At 60.6% G+C, this 19,908-nt stretch carries 20 protein-coding genes; 11 read left to right on the plus strand and 9 right to left on the minus strand.

Annotated features, from left to right (window positions below):
* The first annotated feature begins 380 nt into the window (after window positions 1–380).
* Entirely contained in the window at window positions 381–1,085 is a 705-nt protein-coding gene (locus BQ4888_RS04495) for a DNRLRE domain-containing protein (protein WP_092054201.1), read from the plus strand.
* A gap of 105 nt (window positions 1,086–1,190) precedes the next feature.
* Here the strand turns inward: BQ4888_RS04495 and BQ4888_RS04500 are convergent, their stop codons facing one another.
* Window positions 1,191–1,883 (minus strand): superoxide dismutase, encoded by a 693-nt coding sequence (locus BQ4888_RS04500; protein ID WP_092054204.1) that lies wholly within the window; start codon window positions 1,881–1,883, stop codon window positions 1,191–1,193.
* 196 nt (window positions 1,884–2,079) lie between these two features.
* On the opposite strand from BQ4888_RS04500, the gene rlmD reads away from it, so the two are divergent.
* Window positions 2,080–3,492 (plus strand): 23S rRNA (uracil(1939)-C(5))-methyltransferase RlmD, encoded by a 1,413-nt coding sequence (gene rlmD, locus BQ4888_RS04505; protein WP_092054206.1) that lies wholly within the window; start codon window positions 2,080–2,082, stop codon window positions 3,490–3,492.
* Between the two features lie 6 nt (window positions 3,493–3,498).
* On the opposite strand, the gene BQ4888_RS04510 is transcribed toward rlmD, so the two are convergent.
* Entirely contained in the window at window positions 3,499–3,711 is a 213-nt protein-coding gene (locus BQ4888_RS04510) for a tetratricopeptide repeat protein (protein WP_092054209.1), read from the minus strand.
* Between the two features lie 129 nt (window positions 3,712–3,840).
* Here BQ4888_RS04510 and yedF point away from each other — a divergent pair, with 129 nt between their 5' ends.
* The 4 genes from yedF to selD all read left to right on the plus strand — a co-directional run bounded on the left by yedF (window position 3,841) and on the right by selD (window position 8,249).
* Complete coding sequence (gene yedF / locus BQ4888_RS04515) at window positions 3,841–4,422, plus strand: sulfurtransferase-like selenium metabolism protein YedF (protein ID WP_092054211.1); 582 nt, start codon at window positions 3,841–3,843, stop codon at window positions 4,420–4,422.
* Between the two features lie 470 nt (window positions 4,423–4,892).
* Window positions 4,893–5,093: a hypothetical protein gene (locus tag BQ4888_RS04520; RefSeq protein WP_092054214.1), complete on the plus strand. Its 201-nt coding sequence runs from the start codon at window positions 4,893–4,895 to the stop codon at window positions 5,091–5,093.
* A gap of 188 nt (window positions 5,094–5,281) precedes the next feature.
* Entirely contained in the window at window positions 5,282–7,201 is a 1,920-nt protein-coding gene (gene selB / locus BQ4888_RS04525) for a selenocysteine-specific translation elongation factor (RefSeq protein ID WP_092054217.1), read from the plus strand.
* 7 nt (window positions 7,202–7,208) lie between these two features.
* Window positions 7,209–8,249: a selenide, water dikinase SelD gene (gene selD / locus BQ4888_RS04530; RefSeq protein WP_092054218.1), complete on the plus strand. Its 1,041-nt coding sequence runs from the start codon at window positions 7,209–7,211 to the stop codon at window positions 8,247–8,249.
* Window positions 8,250–8,336: 87 nt separating this feature from the next.
* Here the strand turns inward: selD and BQ4888_RS04535 are convergent, their stop codons facing one another.
* Window positions 8,337–9,266, minus strand: coding sequence for a GGDEF domain-containing protein (locus tag BQ4888_RS04535; protein WP_092054221.1), 930 nt, complete (start codon window positions 9,264–9,266; stop codon window positions 8,337–8,339).
* Window positions 9,263–12,562: a PAS domain S-box protein gene (locus tag BQ4888_RS04540; RefSeq protein WP_092054222.1), complete on the minus strand. Its 3,300-nt coding sequence runs from the start codon at window positions 12,560–12,562 to the stop codon at window positions 9,263–9,265. The genes BQ4888_RS04535 and BQ4888_RS04540 overlap by 4 nt, the downstream gene beginning before the upstream one ends.
* 342 nt (window positions 12,563–12,904) lie before the next feature.
* Between BQ4888_RS04540 and BQ4888_RS04545 the strand changes: the two genes are divergently transcribed.
* The 4 genes from BQ4888_RS04545 (at window position 12,905) to BQ4888_RS04560 (ending at window position 17,558) form a co-directional block, all read left to right on the plus strand.
* Window positions 12,905–14,002: a methyl-accepting chemotaxis protein gene (locus BQ4888_RS04545; RefSeq protein ID WP_092054225.1), complete on the plus strand. Its 1,098-nt coding sequence runs from the start codon at window positions 12,905–12,907 to the stop codon at window positions 14,000–14,002.
* An 87-nt stretch (window positions 14,003–14,089) separates the two neighbouring features.
* Window positions 14,090–15,385, plus strand: coding sequence for a diguanylate cyclase (locus BQ4888_RS04550; RefSeq protein ID WP_092054226.1), 1,296 nt, complete (start codon window positions 14,090–14,092; stop codon window positions 15,383–15,385).
* A gap of 119 nt (window positions 15,386–15,504) precedes the next feature.
* Window positions 15,505–15,960, plus strand: a complete 456-nt coding sequence (locus BQ4888_RS04555; RefSeq protein WP_092054229.1) for a Fur family transcriptional regulator — start codon at window positions 15,505–15,507, stop codon at window positions 15,958–15,960.
* 137 nt (window positions 15,961–16,097) lie between these two features.
* On the plus strand, window positions 16,098–17,558 hold the full coding sequence (locus tag BQ4888_RS04560; protein ID WP_092054230.1) for a catalase: 1,461 nt from the start codon (window positions 16,098–16,100) through the stop codon (window positions 17,556–17,558).
* A 90-nt stretch (window positions 17,559–17,648) separates the two neighbouring features.
* Here BQ4888_RS04560 and BQ4888_RS17490 read toward each other — a convergent pair whose 3' ends face one another.
* Both BQ4888_RS17490 and BQ4888_RS04565 read right to left on the minus strand, forming a co-directional pair.
* Window positions 17,649–17,795, minus strand: a complete 147-nt coding sequence (locus BQ4888_RS17490) for a hypothetical protein (RefSeq protein ID WP_170232953.1) — start codon at window positions 17,793–17,795, stop codon at window positions 17,649–17,651.
* Between the two features lie 67 nt (window positions 17,796–17,862).
* Window positions 17,863–18,117, minus strand: a complete 255-nt coding sequence (locus BQ4888_RS04565; RefSeq protein WP_092054233.1) for a GSU3529 family protein — start codon at window positions 18,115–18,117, stop codon at window positions 17,863–17,865.
* Window positions 18,118–18,304: 187 nt separating this feature from the next.
* On the opposite strand from BQ4888_RS04565, the gene BQ4888_RS04570 reads away from it, so the two are divergent.
* Entirely contained in the window at window positions 18,305–18,655 is a 351-nt protein-coding gene (locus BQ4888_RS04570; RefSeq protein ID WP_170232954.1) for a PilZ domain-containing protein, read from the plus strand.
* A 46-nt stretch (window positions 18,656–18,701) separates the two neighbouring features.
* Here BQ4888_RS04570 and BQ4888_RS04575 read toward each other — a convergent pair whose 3' ends face one another.
* From BQ4888_RS04575 to BQ4888_RS17950, 3 genes are all read right to left on the minus strand, one after another.
* On the minus strand, window positions 18,702–19,106 hold the full coding sequence (locus BQ4888_RS04575; RefSeq protein WP_092054237.1) for a hypothetical protein: 405 nt from the start codon (window positions 19,104–19,106) through the stop codon (window positions 18,702–18,704).
* 131 nt (window positions 19,107–19,237) lie between these two features.
* The gene (locus BQ4888_RS04580) at window positions 19,238–19,735 is read right to left on the minus strand and encodes a DUF2442 domain-containing protein (protein WP_420841976.1); all 498 of its coding nucleotides are present in this window, start codon (window positions 19,733–19,735) and stop codon (window positions 19,238–19,240) included.
* Window positions 19,678–19,905 (minus strand): DUF4160 domain-containing protein, encoded by a 228-nt coding sequence (locus tag BQ4888_RS17950; protein WP_092054240.1) that lies wholly within the window; start codon window positions 19,903–19,905, stop codon window positions 19,678–19,680. Before BQ4888_RS17950 ends, BQ4888_RS04580 begins: the two co-directional genes overlap by 58 nt.
* Window positions 19,906–19,908 lie beyond the last annotated feature (3 nt).

Below are 19,908 nucleotides of genomic sequence, written 5' to 3' on the forward strand. Positions count from 1 at the left end.
AGAACATCGGAAAGCCGTGTGCGGGAAAACCGCACGCACGGTTTGATGAGGGAGGGCTGGTCCAAACAGCCACGGCAAGGCCATTTAGACACCGTCGGACGAAAGGGACGGAAACGGATAAGCCGAGCCTAAAGCTGTGTAAACCTGCCCTCTACTCTACCCGACCATGGAGGCTTGAACCGGCTCGTGATTCGTCGAGAAGAAACCTTTGTTTACCGTAAGGAAATCCGGACATGACCGTCGGGAAATCTTACACATTATCGAGGCAACGTCGCCACCGAGAACCAAAAAGATCGAAAAAACGGCAGATTAGAAAAAGGCGCGGTTCTTGCTAATCTTTCTGATAGATATGCTTTCTTTTCCTCAAAAGGATGGAGCCCATGAGACATTTAATGACCGTTCTTGCCGTCGCCCTCTTCACGACCCTCAGCTTTTCCACGGCTCAGGCCCTGACCCTGACCGCCGCGAAAGACTCTTATATTGAAAGCGGCCTGCCATCAACGAACTTCGGTACCGCCCCCGTGGATCTCATCAAACGGCAGGACAATACCGTCTGGACCCGCATCAGCTATTTCGGTTTTGATCTGAGCAGTCTCTCCCATACGGCGATTGCCGATGCCACGTTTTCCCTTAATTTCATCGACAGCGCTCGGGGGATAACCAGCGACACGATCAACTATTCGTTCGAACTTTTCGGCCTGACCAATGAGAGCCTCGACGGATGGGGAGAGAACAGCATCACCTGGGACAACTCCCCCAGCCGGGTTTATACGAACGCCGACGGCCTTGCCTCACTCGGCACCTTCAGTCTCACCGGCAAGGGGTTAGGCGCTTTCGACTTTACCAGCCAGGCATTTGTCGACTTCCTGAACAGCGATACCAACGACATCGCCACCCTCGTCCTGGCGCGAACCACCAACCAGATCGGCGACAACAATTACATTCACGCCGTGGCCTCCCGGGAAAATACCGCCGTTGCCGGCCCCAGGTTGGCGGTAACGCCGATTCCCGAGCCCTCGACCCTGCTCCTTCTCGGCGCGGGGCTGGTCGGAATCGGGCTGATCGGCCGGCGCAAGAGAAACTGAAGCCCCACGCCCAGGGACAAGCGCTCCTAACAAAAACAGCCGCTCGCGGGATTCGCACCCCGGAGCGGCTGTTATTTTTGACAGTTCTTGTAAACGGCTTGCTTTCTAGCGTAGCGCCTCGGCGAAGCGGCGGTTGACTTCGTTCCAGTTCACCACCTGCCACCACTGGTTGAGATAGGCCGCCCGGCGGTTCTGGTAGCTGAGATAGTAGGCATGCTCCCAGACGTCGATGGCGAGGATCGGGGTACCCTTGACCTCGGCGATATCCATGAGGGGGTTGTCCTGGTTGGCGGTGGAGGTGACGGCGAGTTTCTTTTCAGGAGTGACGATCAACCATGCCCAGCCCGAGCCGAAACGGGTCGCGCCGGCCTGGTTGAACTGTTTTTTCAGCTCATCGAGGGAACCGAAGGCCTGGTTGATCGCCGCACTCAGTTCCGCCGAGGGCGCCCCGCCGGTTCCTGCCGGCGCCATGACCTTCCAGAAGAAATCGTGATTGTAATGGCCGCCGCCGTTGTTGCGTACCGCTGGGTTGAAGCTGGAGATTTTCGCCATCATGCCTTCGAGGGCCATCCCTTCCAGTTCGGGAAAGGTCTTGACCTGGGCGTTGAGATTGTTGACGTAGCCCTGATGATGCAGACCGTGGTGGATCTCCATGGTCAGTTTATCGACATAGGGCTCCAGGGCATCGCTGGCGTAGGGCAGCGCGGGCAGCGTAAAGGGCTGCGCCAGGGCGGCGCCGGTCATCACGGCCATGGCACAAAAAAGGGCCAGGGCGAGGAGGAAAATGCGTCTTTTCATTTGCTGTCTCCTTGGTTGAATGGGGATTGTTCGTTGACCTCTCTCATAATTTGACCAAAAAAGTCAGAAAATGCAAGGAGGAGCCGAACAAAGGGGGTGCCGTGCTGAAAAACACCCTTTCGAACAAATTGACAGCATCCGGGACACAAGGTAAGGTGCCACATCCCTTTACCCCGATCCGACAGGTATGAAATAGATGGCCAAACCACCGGTAAAACCACCGAAAGATCAGAAATCGAAACGCCGCGTTCCGGAGCCTCCCATCGAGTTGGATATCAACCGCCTCGACGACGAGGGGCTCGGGATCGGCTATTACCAGACCAAGGAAGTGCTCATCGCCGGCGCCCTGCCCGGCGAAAAGGTGACCTTCGCCATCGAGCATGAAGGGCAGCGGCGCATCATCGGCCAGTTGCGCAAAGTGCTCCGCAAGAGCGTCGAGCGAGGCGTGCCGAGTTGTAAACGCGCCCAGGACTGCCAGGGCTGTTCGCTCATCGCCATGAACTACCCGGCCCAGTTGCGCTTCAAGGAAGCCAAGGTCCGTCGCCACCTGAGCAACCGGACGCTGCTTGCCGAAGTGCCGGTACTCCCCATCCTGGAAGCCGAGCAGCGCCTCGGCTACCGCACCAACGCCAAACTGGTGATGGCCAAGGAACGGGGGGAAGTCAAGATCGGCCTCTATCGCCGGGGCAGCCACGCGGTGGTGGATATCGCCGACTGCCCTCTGCATCATCCCCTGATCAACCGCATCGTCGCCGTGGTCAAGGAAGAGATCGCCCGGCAGGATGTCTATCTATATAACCCGCGCAGTAAACGGGGTCTGTTGCGCTACCTGACGATCAAGGTCGCTCCGGCGGCGAACCGGGCGATGGTCACCTTCGTCTGCTCCGAGCGCAATTTCCGGGATCTCACCCATCTCGGCAAGTGGCTGATGAAAAAGGTGCCGGAGGTCGTCTCGGTGCAGCAGAACATCAACAGCGCCGAGGGGAATGTGATTTTCGGGCGGGAAACGCTGAAAATGCTGGGAGTGCCCGATCTCATCGATCAGGTGGGGGAGATCCGCCTGCGCATTGCGCCGACTTCTTTCTTTCAGGTGCACAACGAGCAGGCGGCACGCATCTATGCCCAGGTGCGCCAGTGGGCCGGACTGAAACCGGGAGAGATCGCCGTCGATCTTTACTGCGGCATCGGCGGTATCGCCCTCAATCTGGCCCGGGACGCCGCCCGGGTGATCGGCATCGAAGTCAGCGAAGAGGCGGTACGCAATGCCCGAGAAAATGCCCGCATGAACGAGCGCAACAACTGCGCCTTCATCGCCGGCGACGCCGCCGAACTGATCCACGACCTGGCCGGGGAGCTGCCGCCGGGGAGCGTCGCCGTGCTCAATCCCCCCCGGGGCGGCTGCGCCGAGGAGGTTTTGACCGAACTGGCGGGCCTGGAGCCGCGCACGATCATCTACGTCTCCTGCAATCCCGAGACCCTGGCCCGGGACTTGGAGATCCTGCACCGCCTCGGCTACGGAACCGAAGCGGTCCAGCCGGTCGACATGTTCCCCCAGACCCCACACGTGGAATCGATCGCCCGGTTGGCGCCGCTACCAAGAACAATCTGAACGGCTTTAGGGTTTTTCCAGTTCCGCCAGACGCTCCCGGGCCTGGGCGGCGTAGGGGGAATCGGGATATTTTTGCAGGATTTCCCCGTAAAGCTGCCGGGCGTGCTCAGCGTTATACTGCCGCTCTTCGAGTTGGGCGGTGTCGTAAAGATCTTTCGCCCGGTCGCCACAGGCGCAGAGCAGAAGCGCCAGGCACCCGGCCAAAAACATTTTTTTCATGACAATCCTCCGTGATGGCTGTTGACGTTCGCGACCGGCCCTGCCGATCCCCGACACCATGCCGCGCCAGGAAACGCTTGTCAAAAAGATTTCGAATCCCAAGCCCAGGAAGAAGGAGGTTTTTCGCCGATGAAAACCCTTGATTGCCGCTTGCAGAAATGCCCCGGCCCGGTGGTCGAGACCCGCAAACAGTTGCTGGCCGATCCGGATGAACCCCTGACCGTGCTGGTCGGCGACGACACCGCCCGGCAGAATGTCTCCCGCCTCGCCCTGAACCTCCGTTGTCAGGTCCAGGCCACTGCCAACGAAGACGGCTTCGCCCTGGAGATTACCCCCGGCGCCCTGCCTAGCGCAGAGGCCGTCGTCCCGGCCCAGGGAAAAACCGTCGTTTATGTGGCCGCCGACGTCATGGGTGCGGGGGATAACGACCTTGGACATATTCTGATGAAAAACTTCATTTTCACCCTGGCCGAACTGGAGACACCTCCCGACGCCATCCTCTTCGTCAATGGTGGGGTCAGACTGACCACCGAAGGCTCCGACGTCATCGAACCGCTGGAAAAACTCGCCTGCAACGGTGCCGACATCGCCTCCTGCGGCCTCTGCCTGGAATTTTTCGGGCTTAAAGACAAACTCAAAGTCGGCCGCCCCACCAATATGCTCGACACCGTCGAGCAGCTGACCCGCGCCGGGCGCGTCGTCCGCCCCTGATCCGTCCCGCCTCCCCCATGCCGCCGGGATGTTCCATTCCGGCGGCATTTTCACAAACACCTCTTCAATCTTCAAAACACTCTCCAAGAACGAACCGTTCATCTTCCCCCCAACGGCATCCGGCACGATCCGCCACCACGGAATCTTTCAAATCTATTTGATTTATAAGAAAATTCTTTCTTGTAAAATAATAAAACGATGTATCATTGTTACCAGGTACGCGGCATCGCGGTTTCGAGTCGGGCATTTCACCGCCTACCCCGGGATGGATCAAAATTGATCAGCGATGGGGCATTTTGACTCACAAATAGACCAAGAGGGCGGAAGAACAAGCATTCACTGCGCGCGAAGACCGGACTTTTCCTGGCTTCATGCTCAACAAGAATCTTGGCCCGCATCTTGCTAACATATAGTTTCAACCTTGGTCATCATCAAAAATCCATCATCTTCAATAAAGAAAGGCTCAACCCATGCGCGTCGACTTTCCTCTGGAACAGATTTTCGGCCGACCTCCCCGCGAGGTCGAACAACTCTTTCGCTCCCAAGGGATCGATCCTGAGCTGCCCTACAGCTCCAAAATCACCTTCGCCGGAGTGACGATCGAGCAGGATGTCCCCCGCGACCAGCGGCCTTCACGCTTCTTCATCCCCATTCCGGCCCGCACCTACTGATTCATCCTTCGGGGTGTCCCGTCACCGACGGGACACCCCGCCCCCTCCGCCACGCCTGCCTTGTGCTTTTCCCCCCGCCATGCTATTTTTCCCCGACTGATCCATCGCATTATCTCTATCTATCAACCTGAAGACCGACTCCGGCCCCAGATTTACAGGGGCGAGAGCCTCCGCGGGAATCCAGACGCATGTCCCAACAGCGCCATATCATCATCGGCACCGCCGGTCACGTCGACCACGGCAAGACCGCCCTGATCCGCGCCCTCACCGGCCAGGAAACGGACCGCCTCAAAGAAGAACAGGAACGGGGCATCTCCATCGACCTGGGCTTCGCCGCCTTTCGCTTGCCCGGCGGCCAGGTGGCCGGGGTGGTCGACGTCCCCGGTCATGAGCGTTTCATCCACAACATGCTCGCCGGTATCGGCGGCATCGATCTGGTGCTGCTGGTGGTGGACGTCAACGAAGGGGTCATGCCCCAGACCCGTGAGCACTTGCAAATTCTGCAACTGCTCGACGTCCGCCAGGGGATTCTCGTTCTCACCAAATGCGACCTGGCCGAGCCGGACTGGATCGACATCGTCGAGGAGGAGATCCGCGAGGAGGTCGCCGCGACCTTTCTCAAAAACGCCCCCTGCCTGCGGGTTTCGTCTCTGACCGGCGAAGGCATGCCGGAACTGACGACGGCCATCGCCGAGGCGGTGAAACACCTGCCGCCCAAGGATGCCGACGGCCCCTTGCGTCTGCCGGTCGATCGCCACTTCAGCGTCGCCGGTTTCGGCACCGTCGTCACCGGCACCCTGCTCTCCGGCACGGTGCGGCCGGGGGACGCGGTGGAGGTCATTCCGCCCGGGCTGACCGTGCGCGTGCGGGAAATCCAGGTGCACGGCAACAAACTGAGCGAGGCCCGGGCTGGGCAGCGGGTCGCCCTCAACCTGGCCGGACTCGACCGCGACCGCCTGCAACGCGGGGCGGTAGTCGGCGCGCCGGGCATCTTCGAGCAGACCGAGCGCCTCGACGCCCGACTGACCCTGCTCCCCTCGGCCCCCCGCCCGCTCAAGTTCCGCGATCCCGTCCATTTCTATCTCGGCACCGCCCGGGTCATCGGCATCGTCGCCCTGCTCGACCGCGACCAACTGGAGCCGGGGGAGAGCGCCCTGGTGCAGATCCACCTCGACCGGCCGCTGGTCGCCCACCGCCAGGACCGCTTCATCATCCGCTCCTATTCACCGATGACGACCATCGGCGGCGGGCTGGTGATCGACCCGGCGCCGATCAAACATAAACGCTTCCGCGACGAGGTGATGGCCGCGCTCAAAGCGCTGGAATCGGGGGAGATGGCCTTTCTGCTGCAAAAGCTCAGCGAACAGACCTGCGCCCGGGTCAAGGATCTGGAACTCGCCTCGGGCCTGGGACGGGAGCGCATCGAGCAGCACCTGGCGAGCCTGGGTGAGGACGGCCGCGCCGCCCGCCTGGGGGATCAATGGCTGACGACGGAGACCTCGCGCGCCTGGCGGCGGCGCCTGACCGAGGCAACCCGCCAGTATCACGAGCAGCACCCCTTGCAGCCCGGCATCCCCCACGCCACCCTCAAGGGAGCGCTCCCCACCAAGCTCGCCCCCAAGGGCTACGAGCAACTGCTGGCCGAGGCCCTGGCCGCCGGCGAACTGGTCCAGCAGCAGGAATGGCTGCGCCTGCCGGACTTCGCGCCGACCCCGACGGCGGCCCAGCAAAAGGTCATCGACCTGCTTGAAGCGACCTACCGCGCCGAGGGAGTGCAGGCCAAGAACCGCAACGCCATGCTCGAACAGCTGCGCCTCGACCCGGACACGGCCGAGGACTGCTTCACCCTGCTCTTCGCCGACGGTCGGCTGATCAAGCTCAACGAAGAAAGTTTTCTCCACCGGGACTGCTATAATCAGGCCCTGACCCAATTGATCGGGCACTTCGCCGCACATGAGACCCTGACCATGGCCGAGTTCCGCGACCTGCTCGGCAGCGCTCGCAAACAGACCCAAGCGCTGCTCGAATATTTCGACCGGCAGAAATACACCCTGCGCAAGGAAGACCTGCGGGTGGCCTGGCAACTGCCGAAGGTTCCCGAAAGATGAGGATAAGATGACCGATCAGCCGATCAAGCTCACCGCGCTCTCCAAAACCAGCGGCTGAGCCGCCAAGCTGGCCCCCGGGCCACTGGCGCAGGTGCTGCGCCAACTGCCGGTTTTCGAGGATGAAAATCTCCTTTCCAACGCGATCCCCTACGCCGACGCCGGGGTTTATCGCCTCAGGCTGGATTGCGCCCTGGTCCAGTCGATCGACTACTTCACGCCGATCGTCAACGATCCCGCCACCTTCGGCCGCATCGTCGGGGCCAACGCCCTGTCGGACATCTACGCCATGGGCGCCCGACCGTTGACGGTGATGAATCTCATCGGCTTCCCCCGCTGCCTGCCCCAGGAGATGCTGGTGGAAATCCTGCGCGGCGGCGCCGAGAAGGTGCGGGAAGCCGGGGCGGTGATCGTCGGCGGGCATACGGTGGAGGACGACGAACCCAAGTACGGCATGGCCGTCACCGGGCTGGTCGACCCGGCGCGACTGGTCTCGACCCTAGGCGCGCTCCCCGGCGACGCCCTGATTCTGACCAAGCCCCTCGGCACCGGCATTCTGGCCACCGCCCTCAAGGGGGAGGTGCTGAGCGAAGGGGATATCGCCGACGCCATCGCCGGCATGCAGCAGCTCAACAAGGCCGCCGCCGAAATCATGCTCGACATCGGCATCCATGCCTGCACCGACGTCACCGGTTTCGGCCTGCTCGGCCATGCCCTGGAACTGTCCGAAGCCAGCCGCGTCCAGATCGAGATCGAGGCGGCCGCCCTGCAGGTCTATCCCCACGCCGTGGAGATGGCCGCCATCGGCCTGGTCCCCGAGGGGAGCTACAACAACCGTCAGCATTACCTGCCCCAGGTCGTTAACGGCGCCGACCTCCCCCCGGAACTACTCGACATCCTCGCCGACCCCCAGACCTCTGGCGGCCTGCTCATCGCCGTTGCCCCGGAAAAGGCCGCCGAGTTGCAAGGGCGGCTGCGCGCCGCAGGCCTTGGCGACTTCCGCATCGGCACGGCCAGGGAGGGGCAAGCGGGCAGCGTGAAAGTGACCTGATTCGCCGCAACCCGCCACCTTTCCAATAAAAAAAAGGGCCGTCGACGCGGCCCTTTTTTGTTTCCCTCAAACTGTCTCTGAATTTATCTAGTCGCCCGGCGCGGCATCCGCCGCCTCGCTGCGGTTGCGCCCGTTCGCCTTGGCCCGGTAGAGGGCTTTGTCGACGGCCGTGATGCACTCTTCCAGGCTCATACCGGGGCGATAGGAGCCGACCCCGAAGCTGAGGGTGACGGCTATGGGCTTTTCTTCCCAGACCGTCACTAGGTCCGCCACCGCCAGGCGCAGCTTTTCCGCCGCCGACAGCGCCGCCTCCTCGTCGGTATTGGCCAGCATCAGCAGAAACTCCTCCCCCCCCCAGCGGCCGCAGACATCCTCGGCGCGGCTCGATTTCGCCAGCACGGCGGCGACGCGCTTGAGCACCTGATCCCCCGCCGGATGGCCGAAGGTATCGTTGACCAGCTTGAAGTGATCGATGTCGGCGAGCAGAAAGGAAAAGACGCCGCCATGCCGCTCCACCCGGGCGCTCTCGGCCTTGAAGCGGTTCATCAGTTCGCGGCGGTTGGCCAAGCCGGTCAGGGGATCGGTCTGAGCGGCGCTGTGCAGATCATCTTCCAGGCGCAGACGGCGCGCGCATTCCAGCAGGGTCCGTTGCAGGTGCAGGCCGTCGACCGGCTTGGTGACATACTTGTCGACACCGATGTTGATCGAATTCTTGAGATATTCGATCTGCTCGAAGGCGGTCAGCAGGATGATCGGGATTTTCCGGTCGACGGCGCGGATCTCCCGGGCCATCTCCAACCCGTCCCGAACGGGCATGAGGATATCGGTGAGGATCATGTGCGGCGCCTGGTCATGGTAAATCGCCAGCCCCTCCTCGCCGTCGCAGGCAACCAGCAGCTTGCCGACCAGTCGCGAAAGAAACCGGACGAACTGCGCCCGCACCTCCTCCTCATCCTCCACATACAGGAGAGTGAGCCCCTTCAAAAATGCTTGATCCTTTTCATCGATAGTCGTCATGGCTGCTCCGCGAGCGGCAGGGCCACGGAAAATTCGCACCCGCCTTCGATATTACGGACAGAGATGATCCCGTGCATATTGCGCTCGATGATCGTCTTGGACATATAAAGGCCGATGCCGGTCCCCATGCTCTTGGTGGAAAAATAAGGGTCGAAAATCTTGTCGATAATCTTTTCCGGCACGCCGCCGCCGTTGTCGCGCACCCGCGCCACCCCCTGCCCCTGCTCGACGGCAAGGCTGACGACCACCTGCCCGGAGTCCGGACGGCGTTGCAGAATGGCATCCTTGGCGTTGCCGAGCAGGTTCAGCAACACCTGGGAATATTCGTTGGGAAAGCCCTTGACCAGGCAATCCTCCTCGTCCTCGACGGCAAGGGCGATGTTGTTGGCCTTGAAACCCGACTCCACCAAGGCGATTGCCTGGCGGATCTGGCTGAGAGCGGAGAAGGTCGTCAGCACCTTGTCGGGGCTGAAGAAGTCGCGGAAATCGTTGATGGTGGTCGACATCTTCTGGATCAGGCGATGGGCGGTGGCGGCCGATTCTTCCAGATAGTCGTCGCTGAGGTCCCCGTCCCGCCAAGCGAACTGCAGATTGGTGATGAGCATGGCCAGGGCGTTCAAGGGCTGCCGCCACTGGTGGGCGATGTTGCCGATCATTTCGCCCATGGCCGCCTGCCGCCCCTGGCTGATGAGCACCTGATCCTTCTGCCGCAGCTCGGCGACGGACTTTTCCACCTGATCGCAGAGGGAGCGATTGAGCATTTCCAGCTGCTCCTGCTTTTCTCTCAGCTCCTCTTGCGTGAGAATACGCTGGTTGATCTCCTGCTTGAGCATGGCGCTCTTGGTCTGGAGTTCTTCTTCGATCATTTTACGCCGGGTGATGTCGGCGTGGGTGCCGGCGGCGCGCAGCGGCTTGCCGGCGGCGTCCCATACGACGATCTTGCCCCGGTCGAGAATCCATTTCCACTCCCCCTCCTTGGTTTGCACCCGGTATTCGGCCTCGATGTAGGGAGCGTGTCCCTCCAGATGGGCCTGAATTTTTTCCATAGCCTCGGGCATGTCCTCGGGATGCACCAGCCGCTCCCAGGACTCGCCGTACGGTTCGAGTTCTTCATGGGTATAGCCGAGCATCGCCGCCCAATGGCGGCTGAAGTCGATCCGGTCATGGACCAGGTCCCAATCCCAGAAGGCGTCTTGGGCGCCGTCCAGCACCAGATTGAGCCGCTCTTCACTTACCGCCTTGGCCCGCTCGCTCGCCTCGGCGGCCTCCTTCGCCCGACGCAGTTCGCGCTCGGCCAGGATGCGCTCGCTGATATCCGTGGACATGCCGCAGACCCCATTGACCCGCCCTTCGGCGTCGTGGGTAGGGAACTTGATGGAGAGGAAGTGACGCACGCCCTGGGGTCCGTCCATAGTTTCATCGAAGACCACCAGCCGACCGCCGGCCATAACCTCTAAATCGTTTTCCCGGAAGCAGCTTGCAACCTCCCCAGGAAAGAGCTCCTCATCGCTGTGCCCAAGGACGGCCTCCCGGGCCATCCCCGTCACCTTTTCGAGGGAACGATTGACGATGGTATAGCGCAGCTCGCGATCCTTGACGAAGATCACCGTGCCGCTGTTTTCGATAAGGTCGGCCAGAAAGCGGCGATTTTCCGCAAGTTCGGCGGTACGTTCGGCGACCCGTTCCTCCAGGCACTCCTTCATGACGGTCAGCTCGTCGAAACTTCCCTGCAAGGCCTCTTCCATCCGCCGAAAGTTCTCTTGCAACTCCTCTTCTTCCCGGGCGATGGCCGGTGCCCAGTCGATGCGCTCCCCCCGTAGAAGGCGATCGGGAAGCTGTCGGGTCGCCTGGCCGAGAACGGCGATCGGTCGTAGCAGCCGCCGACTGGCCCAACGGGACAAGGCAAAAACGAGCAGCATCACCAGGGCGAGCGCCCCGAGGTTGAGCGAGGTCTGGTGGGTGAGAAGCCGGATGGTGGGGGCGACGGATATCTCCACCACCAGCTGAAAATCGTCGTCCGCAGAAAGATCGACCTCGCGCAGGAGGAAGGAGCGGCTCCAGCGTTTTACGGCCCCGACCCCGGGGCGGGCCTCGGGAAGCCATTGCATGACAGCGCCGGAAGGAACCAGCTTGCCATCGGCGGGGAGGGTGAAAGGTTCGAGGGTTTTCCGCTCCGACCGCGTCGAGAGAATCACCTGGCGATCGTTGTCGACCAGCGTGATGTCGATGACTCCTTCCCGATGTACCACCAACCCGCGCAGCAACTCTTGCGGATGCTCCAGGGACAGGGCATGAGAGATGGCTCCCCGGTATTCGTTCCCCGACCAGAACGGCGCGAAGACGAGCAAGCGGGGGCCGGGCGTGCCGATGCTGCCAACAAAGGCCTCATGCAGCACGGGGCGCCCCCGTTTGCGCAGATGCTCGACATAGGGGCGATCGCCGAGATCGATTCCGACCGTGCTCCGGCCGAGGTCATCGCGAGCCGGAGAAAAGGCGCGGGTGACATGGCGGCCGTCTAGCACCCCGATCCGGAAGGAATCACTGTGCGCCGCGCGGAAAGCGTCGAGAATCCGTTGCATCTCTTCAGGAGAAGCGGTCTCCGGATCGCGGATCAGGTCGGCGAGAAAAAGAACCTTGTGCCGCTCCTCCGCGAGCCAGTTGGCGACGGCCAGCCTGGCGACATCCGTGGCGCGGACGGCCGTTTGCCGCATGAATTCCATCTGTGTGCCAAAAGAGTCGGCGATATCCGCATAGACCACGAGAAAGGCTGGGACCAGCACCACGCCCTGCAAGATGATGCGTAAGCGTTCGTGGAGGGAAAAGAGAGGCCCCCGCTCCCGCCCACGCCGGATCAGCAGGAAAACGAGCTCGGCGATAAGCACATTGAAAATGCCGTTGACCCCCTGCTTGAGGGCGATGAGCAGGGCCGAGCCGTGGGGCAGATCGAGCAGATGATGATAGCAGAACCAGACCAGTACCAGGCCAACCGTGCTCCAGAAAAGCAGGGCGCCGGCCATCAGCCCCATCCGCCGACGGGTCAACAGCAGCCCGACGCAGAGGGCTTCGACACTGAAGGAGAGGATCGCCCAGGGATGCAGCCAATGGAGCCAGGTGCAGCTGGCGGCAACCACCGCCGCGAGCACGCCCGCCCCCAGGCCAAAGCGCAGCAGGGCGTACATGCTCAGAATCGAGCCAAAAAGGAAGTCGACGTCGAAGAAGAGGGGCAGCTTGAACCAGTTGACGGCAAAGCCGACCAGTCCCAGCAGCAGTCCGGCAATCAGGTCACGACGCGACATGGATGAAGTCCTGAAGAGCAAGGGGAGGCCACAGTCGGACGAATGACACGGCAGGGAAAGAGTCGATGTCAAATTTCCGGCAAATGACCCAAAATATCCTTAATTGTCTTTTTTCGAGCAACTAGCGTACCAACGGCAATACTCAGATCGAATTGAAGAGGCCAGAATCCTGGAAGAAAAGCGCCAAACCCCAGAAAAAGAGGTCCGCTAATTGCAAATCATCGCCACCAAACCCCGGTTCAAAACCGTAAAACCTTTCTATCCTTTCAAAGAAACCATTTACCTTCGCCCTATCGCCCGAACCAACCGGCGATTACGCGGCTGAAGAGGGGGAAATCGCGGATGGCGCTCTTTCGTTTCTACATGGATCTCAGCATCAAAGCCAAACTGGCCCTGATGGTCGCCTGCTACTCCTGCGGGTTGGCCGCCACCGGAATTCTCAGCAACTTTCTGCAGAACCAGCGGTGGCTGTCGGCCTTCGTCGCCGCCGTCATCCTGCTCGGCCTCTTCTTCGGCTACATCATCATGCGCAGCATCGTCGTCCCCCTGCAACAGGCCCTGGCTCTGCTCGATCAGGTCGCCCAAGGGGATCTGTCGGTGCGCATCGCCGCGACGGCGCAGAACGAAACCGGCCATCTGCTGACCTCATTGCAAGGGATGATTGACCGTCTGCGGAGGACCATCGCCGACATTCGCGCCGTGACCGGACGCCTGACCGAAAAGAGCGCGCAGATGAACGAGACCTCCCGGGAATTGTCCCAGGGGGTCTCCGACCAGGCGGCGTCGGTGGAGGAGACCTCGGCCTCCATGCATGAAATGGCTTCGAATCTGCGCCAAAACGCCCACAATGCCGCCCAGACCGAGACAATCGCCAACCGGGCCGCCAAGGACGCGGCCTTCGGCGGCGATGCCGTCGGCAAAACCGTCGACGTCATGAACGAGATGGCCCGCAAGATCACCATCATCGAAGAGATCGCCCGACAAACCAACCTGCTCGCCCTTAACGCGGCCATCGAGGCGGTCCGGGCCGGCCAACAGGGCAAAGGCTTCACGGTCGTCGCCGGGGAAGTCCGAAAATTGGCGGAGCGGTGTCAAAAAGCCGCCAGGGAGATCAACGACCTGGCCGGCGGCAGCGTCCGGGTCGCCGGTGAAGCCGGAGAGTTGCTGACGCAGATGGTGCCGGAAATCGAGCGCACCGCCACCCTGGTTCAGGAAATTTCCAGCGCCGTCAAGGAGCAGGATCTCGGTCTGGCGCAGATGACCGTCGCCATCGACCGCCTCACCCAACTGACCCAGAAAAACAGCCATGCGGCCGAGGACATCGCTTCGGCGGCGGAAATTCTCGACGCCTATTCGCAGGAACTTGAAGCGTCCATCGATTTTTTCACCCTCGGCGAAGCGCAAACTATTAAAATACAACGATGTGAAGAACGAGGATAAACGCCCCCTGACTGACGCGGCCTGTTCTCGGCGACAAATTATGATAGAATCTCTCCCAAATAGCTCACGCCGACAGAGGCCCCCCACATGATCGAACCGCGCTTGACCGATTCCCTTGAGCACTCTTCCAGCAGCAGCTTCGTCCGCAAGTATCTGGGGGGGATCTTTCTCGCCATCTGCCTGATTCTGGTCTCGGTCTTCTGGGGCTTCAGCTACAAGGCCAACCAACTCATCGAAGACCAACTGCGCCAACAAGGGCAGGCGTTTTTCCAGGAGGTGGTGCTGACCCGCGACTGGCTCGCCCAGCACGGCGGGGTCTACGTTCCCCTCACCCCGGGAATGGAGGTCAACCCGTACCTGCTGAAAGTTCCGGGACTGAAGGTCGTCATCCAGGACCAGGAGGGGAACCATTACACCCTGAAAAATCCCGCCCTGGTTACCCGCGAAATTTCCGAGATCGCCGCCGGTCAGGGGCTCTTCCGTTTCCACATCACCAGCATCTTGCCCCTGAATCCGCAAAACTCCCCCGACGCCTTCGAGCGCCAAGCCCTGGAAAAGTTCGCCCGGGGAGAGACGGAGGCTTACGGTTACGTTGAGGAGGGCGGGCGAAGCATTTTCCGCTACATGGCGCCGCTCCCCACCAAGGAGAGCTGCATGGCTTGCCACGCCGCCCAAGGCTACCGCCCCGGAGTGGTTCGCGGCGGCATCAGCGTTTCTCTCGACGCCACGGCGACTCTGACGCAGATGCGGGAAAACCGCTTTTACCTCATCGCCTCGGCGATCGGCCTGGTCGCCCTGATCCTCGCCGTCATCCTCTTTATCTCCCGGGTCTTCATCAAGGATTTGAAAAAAGCGGAAGAACGGCTTCTGGAGATGGCCACCCGCGATTTTCTCACCGGCCTGCTCAACCGCCGTGAAACCTACCGCCGCCTGCAGGAGGAATCCCGGCGCGGTACCCGCTTCGGCGACCCCCTTTCCGTCATCCTGCTCGACATCGACTTTTTCAAAAAGATCAACGACAACCACGGACATCTCATTGGCGACCGTTTTTTGCAGGAAACCGCCGAGGTGCTTCGCAACACCTTGCGCGAATACGACATTCTCTGTCGGTACGGTGGGGAAGAATTTCTCGTGGGGGCGCTCAAGGCCAACCTGGAGCAGGCGGCGCAGGCCGCGGAGCGGGTACGCCTGCGGATGAAGGATCTGCGGGTGCCCGGCGGAGACGGCGGCGCCATCGCCGTCACCATCAGCGCCGGGGTCGCCCAGTTGCGCCCCGGCGAAAGCATCGACGGCCTCATCGCCCGCGCCGACGAAGCCCTCTACCGGGCCAAGGGCACCGGCCGCGACCGGGTGGTGACCAGCGGAGAAATCGAGACGCCATGAGCGATTTTTCGAAAATTGCCCGCAAAAGAAGTAAACAATGGGTGCTGCACTTGACATATAATTCTTTTTAGTTATTTTTCTTATCAAATAACAATTCGTGACAGATCAGGAAAACGATTATGCCTGGCACAGTGAACATCCCCGGAGAAATACTGGCCGCCCTAGAAGAGGCCCTGAAAGCCGCCGGTCTGCGCCTCACCCACCAGCGTCTGGAGATTTATCGGGAACTGGTGGCGGCCTGCGATCACCCCTCGGCGGAAACCTTGCATCAGCGCCTACGCAAGCGCATTCCGACACTCTCCCTGGATACGGTCTACCGCACCCTGGCGACCCTCGCCGAACAGGGGCTGATCAACCGGGTCGAAACCCTGGAAAGCCAGGCGCGCTTCGAGGCGACGAGCCGCCGCCATCACCATTTGATCTGCCGGAAATGCGGGAAGATCGCGGATTTTCAGTGGCCGGACATCGACTCGGCGGCGTTGCCGCAAGAAATTTCAGAGTGGGGACGGATCGATCTGAAAAATGTGGTGATTCACGGCATCTGCCGCAACTGTCTGGAGGGGGAGGAAAAGTAAATTTTTTTCTTCATTATCAGGAATAATTACTAACTTGTAAATATCAGCAAAAGCCTGTCGTCCTCTCGAATCGTTCGAGAATCTCGTCGTTGTGACCTTGGCCCCTGGGCCGCAACCGTCCCTTTCAAGGAGGAAAAATGTCCAAGAAAAAACTCACCACCAATGCCGGTGCCCCCGTCGTCGACAACCAGAACATCATGACCGCTGGACCGCGCGGACCGGCCCTCTTGCAGGACGTCTGGTTCCTGGAAAAACTCGCTCAGTTCGACCGCGAGGTCATTCCCGAGCGGCGCATGCATGCCAAGGGCTCGGGTGCCTTCGGTACCTTCACCGTCACCCACAACATCACCCAATACACCCGGGCGAAGATTTTTTCCGAGATCGGGAAGAAGACCGAGCTCTTCGTGCGCTTCTCCACCGTCGCCGGCGAGCGCGGCGCGGCGGACGCCGAGCGGGACATTCGCGGCTTCGCCATGAAGTTCTACACCGAGGAGGGAAACTGGGATCTGGTCGGCAATAACACCCCGGTCTTCTTCCTCAAGGACCCGAAGAAATTCCCCGACCTCAATCACGTGGTCAAGCGCGACCCGCGCACCAACCTGCGCAGCGCCAAGAACAACTGGGATTTCTGGACCCTGCTCCCCGAGGCCCTGCACCAGGTCACCATCACCATGAGCGACCGTGGCATCCCCCGCTCCTACCGGCACATGAACGGCTACGGCAGCCATACCTACAGCCTGCTCAACGCCAAAAACGAGCGGATCTGGGTGAAGTTCCACTTCAAGACCGAGCAGGGCATCCAGACTCTAACTGACGCCGAGGCCGAGGCGATCATCGGCAAGGATCGGGAAAGCAATCAGCGCGACCTCTACGAGAGCATTGAAAAGGGGGATTTCCCCCGCTGGAAGATGCAGATCCAGGTGATGACCGATGAGCAGGCGAAGAGCTGCCCCTTCAATCCCTTCGATCTTTCCAAGGTCTGGCCCCACGGCGACTATCCGACGATCGACGTCGGTGTGCTCGAACTCAACCGCAACCCCGACAACTACTTTGCCGAAGTCGAGCAGGCCGCCTTCAATCCCGCCAACATCGTCCCCGGCATCGGCTTCTCGCCGGACAAGATGCTGCAGGGGCGGCTCTTTTCCTACGGCGACGCCCAGCGCTACCGCCTCGGCGTCAACCATCACCTGATTCCGGTGAACCAGCCGCGCTGCCCCTTCCACAGCTACCACCGCGACGGCGCCATGCGCGTCGACGGAAACCATGGCAGCACTCTCGGCTACGAGCCGAACGGCTACGGCGAATGGCAGGAGCAGCCGGAATTCGCCGAACCGCCGCTGGAACTCTCCGGCGCCGCCGCTCATTGGAACCACCGAGAAGACAATGACGATTATTACAGCCAGCCCGGGAATCTCTTCCGGCTGATGAGTCCGGCCCAACAGGAAGCCTTGTTTGGCAATACCGCCCGGGCCCTGGGCGATGCCCCGAAAGAGATCAAGATCCGCCACATCGGCAACTGCCTGAAAGCCGATCCGGCCTACGGCAAAGGGGTCGCCGACGCCCTCGGCATATCCTTGAACGAAGTTCCCGGGAACTAAGACTTTCCAGGATTGAACCAAAAAGAAAGGCGCTCCGCTTGGGGCGCCTTTCTTTTTAGTATTTCGCGAAGAAGCGTTCGGGATTTTCGCTTACTTGCCCAGGGGTTTCCCGACATGAGAATGACACTCACCACAGGTCTTGCCGGTCTTTTCCGCCCGGTCAGGGGTCGCCAGGGAGTTCCCCGCCAAGAGACAGATCATGCCCAGTACCGCCGCCATCGCCAAAAACTTTTTCATTTGCCACCTCCCGGTAAAGTATTTAAAGCGTTTATAATAAATAAAGTCAAACAATGTCAAGGGCGGATTACAGCGACGGGTCCAGTTCTTGCAGAGTTCTCTGAATATCGGCGGCGCTGGCGCTCTCGCAGAAGCAGCCGACCCCGGCGTAAAGGTCGAAAGAGACGAGTTGACCGACGAGTTTGTCGACCAGTTCCTCTTGTCGGGAATATTTCTCCGGCTGCGCGGCAACGGCGCGCAGTGCGGGAAGAAGGGTCTCCGGCAGTTCGCCCACGACGGCGGGATCTTCAAGCAATTGCAGCAGTTTCTTCCACGAGCCCATAGGGTACCTCCTGATATGTTGCGATGATGTGCCCGCTCGCGTACGCCAAAATCTCGACAGGAGCATCGAGCCGGGACGGGGTCCTCACGACCAAGAACAAAGACGGACAAAATAGCTGGAGTCCATGAGGGAAGATAGGTTACCTTCAGTATAAACCCTTAGCCTATGAACCCGAAAGGAGATGTTCATGCAGGAAAAACGTAGGTTCGGCCGCATTCCCTTTGGCGCCATCGTCAGCCTTTCAGCCCAGGACCAGACCTACAAAGGGGCTTTGCACGACATTTCCCTGAACGGCGCCAAAATCCTGCTCGACGCCCCCGACAGCCCCGAGCTGAACAGCCACTGCCGACTCAAGTTGCCCCTCTCCGAGGATCTGGTCCTGGAATTCGCGGGTGAAGTCGTGCACGCCTTTGAGAGCGTGGTCGGTCTGCGCTTCACCGAGAGCGATCCGGAAAGTTTCGGCCACCTCATCCGCCTGATGGAACTGAACACCGGCAACGCCGAAAAAGTCCACGACGAGTTGCACCACATCGATTGACGGCGGCGCGCCGCCCGCCAACCATTCACCACCCAAAAGGGGACCGTTACAGGTCCCCTGTCAGTTTCTGCAGCAGGAAAATCTTCGGATTGAGGTCGCGAACGCAGGCAATAAGCGCGGCGAGCGCCGCTTCGTCGAGTCCTTCCTCGCTGTCCCGCCCCTGAAAGTAGGCATGCCCCTTGGGCAGGGTCGAAAAACGCCCGTCCCGCAGCAGGGAAACATCGACCTGATCGTTGACCCGCCCCTGCTCCTCCCAAGCCTCGCGATAATTGAACTGGCGGGCAACCACATGCAGCATCAGCCCGTTGGCGAAAGCGCCTTTGACTTCAAAGGTGAATTCCCGCGGCGCCCCGTAACTCTCGGTACGCCCCCCTCGGGAAGCGACCCGCGCCCCCGCCTCTTCCAGCATCCGCCGCACCGTTTCCTCGGTCATCGGCTTGGGTTGATTCATAATGAAACCTCCATGTGCAAATCATCGAAGCAGATCAAAGCGACCTTGTCAAAGCCAACCCCCTTCAGAGGGTACCCGCCGGCGCAATCCATCCCGCGCTGCGCTCCATTGAAATCGGAACCGTTAACCTTTCAAGCGGATTTCCTTCGTTGTTCTTCTTCCCAGCCAATACATGCAAGTTCGACCGTGCGCGGAATCGGGCGAGCACCGGAACCATAGGCGCTTACCGTGCGGACGGTGACGCCGAGCTCACGACCGGCGGCCGCCAGAGACAGGCCATTTCGGATTCTCCAAGCGGTGAAACGATCCGCCGGAGTTTGCGAATGCTGATCGAGCATATCCGCGAAGAGCGTGTCGGCGCCAATCTGAATGTCAAACCGAGGCCACTCGGCTTCCCACCCGTATTCTCCTAAAACGGCGGCGGAAAAAGCCTCCGGATCGCGAAGCGGGGCAAGACCGGGCAAAGAAAAGACGGAGTCCTTAAGGCTCACAATGCCGCCGGACCCGTCGGCAAAGCACACTTCGAGAGCATAGTCGGACACAGGTGTTACAGCCGTCAATCTCGGACGTGTTATCCGTGTAGCGCGTGCCATTGTTCCATCAACTCCTCTCTGTTGTCCGCAATCCATTTCAGGGCATGACGCAACACCTTTGTCGGCGCGGAACCATCCATGACCGCGAGCGTCATAAGACTTATTACCGCTTCAAAATCAGGCCCCATAAGGTGAACATGGGGAGGATTATGATCTTTCGCCCGCAAGGTGATCCTGAAATTTGAAAAGCGATATTTTGTCGTCATAAT

The sequence above is a fragment of the Desulfuromonas acetexigens genome, from assembly GCF_900111775.1.
Taxonomy (GTDB): domain Bacteria; phylum Desulfobacterota; class Desulfuromonadia; order Desulfuromonadales; family Trichloromonadaceae; genus Trichloromonas; species Trichloromonas acetexigens.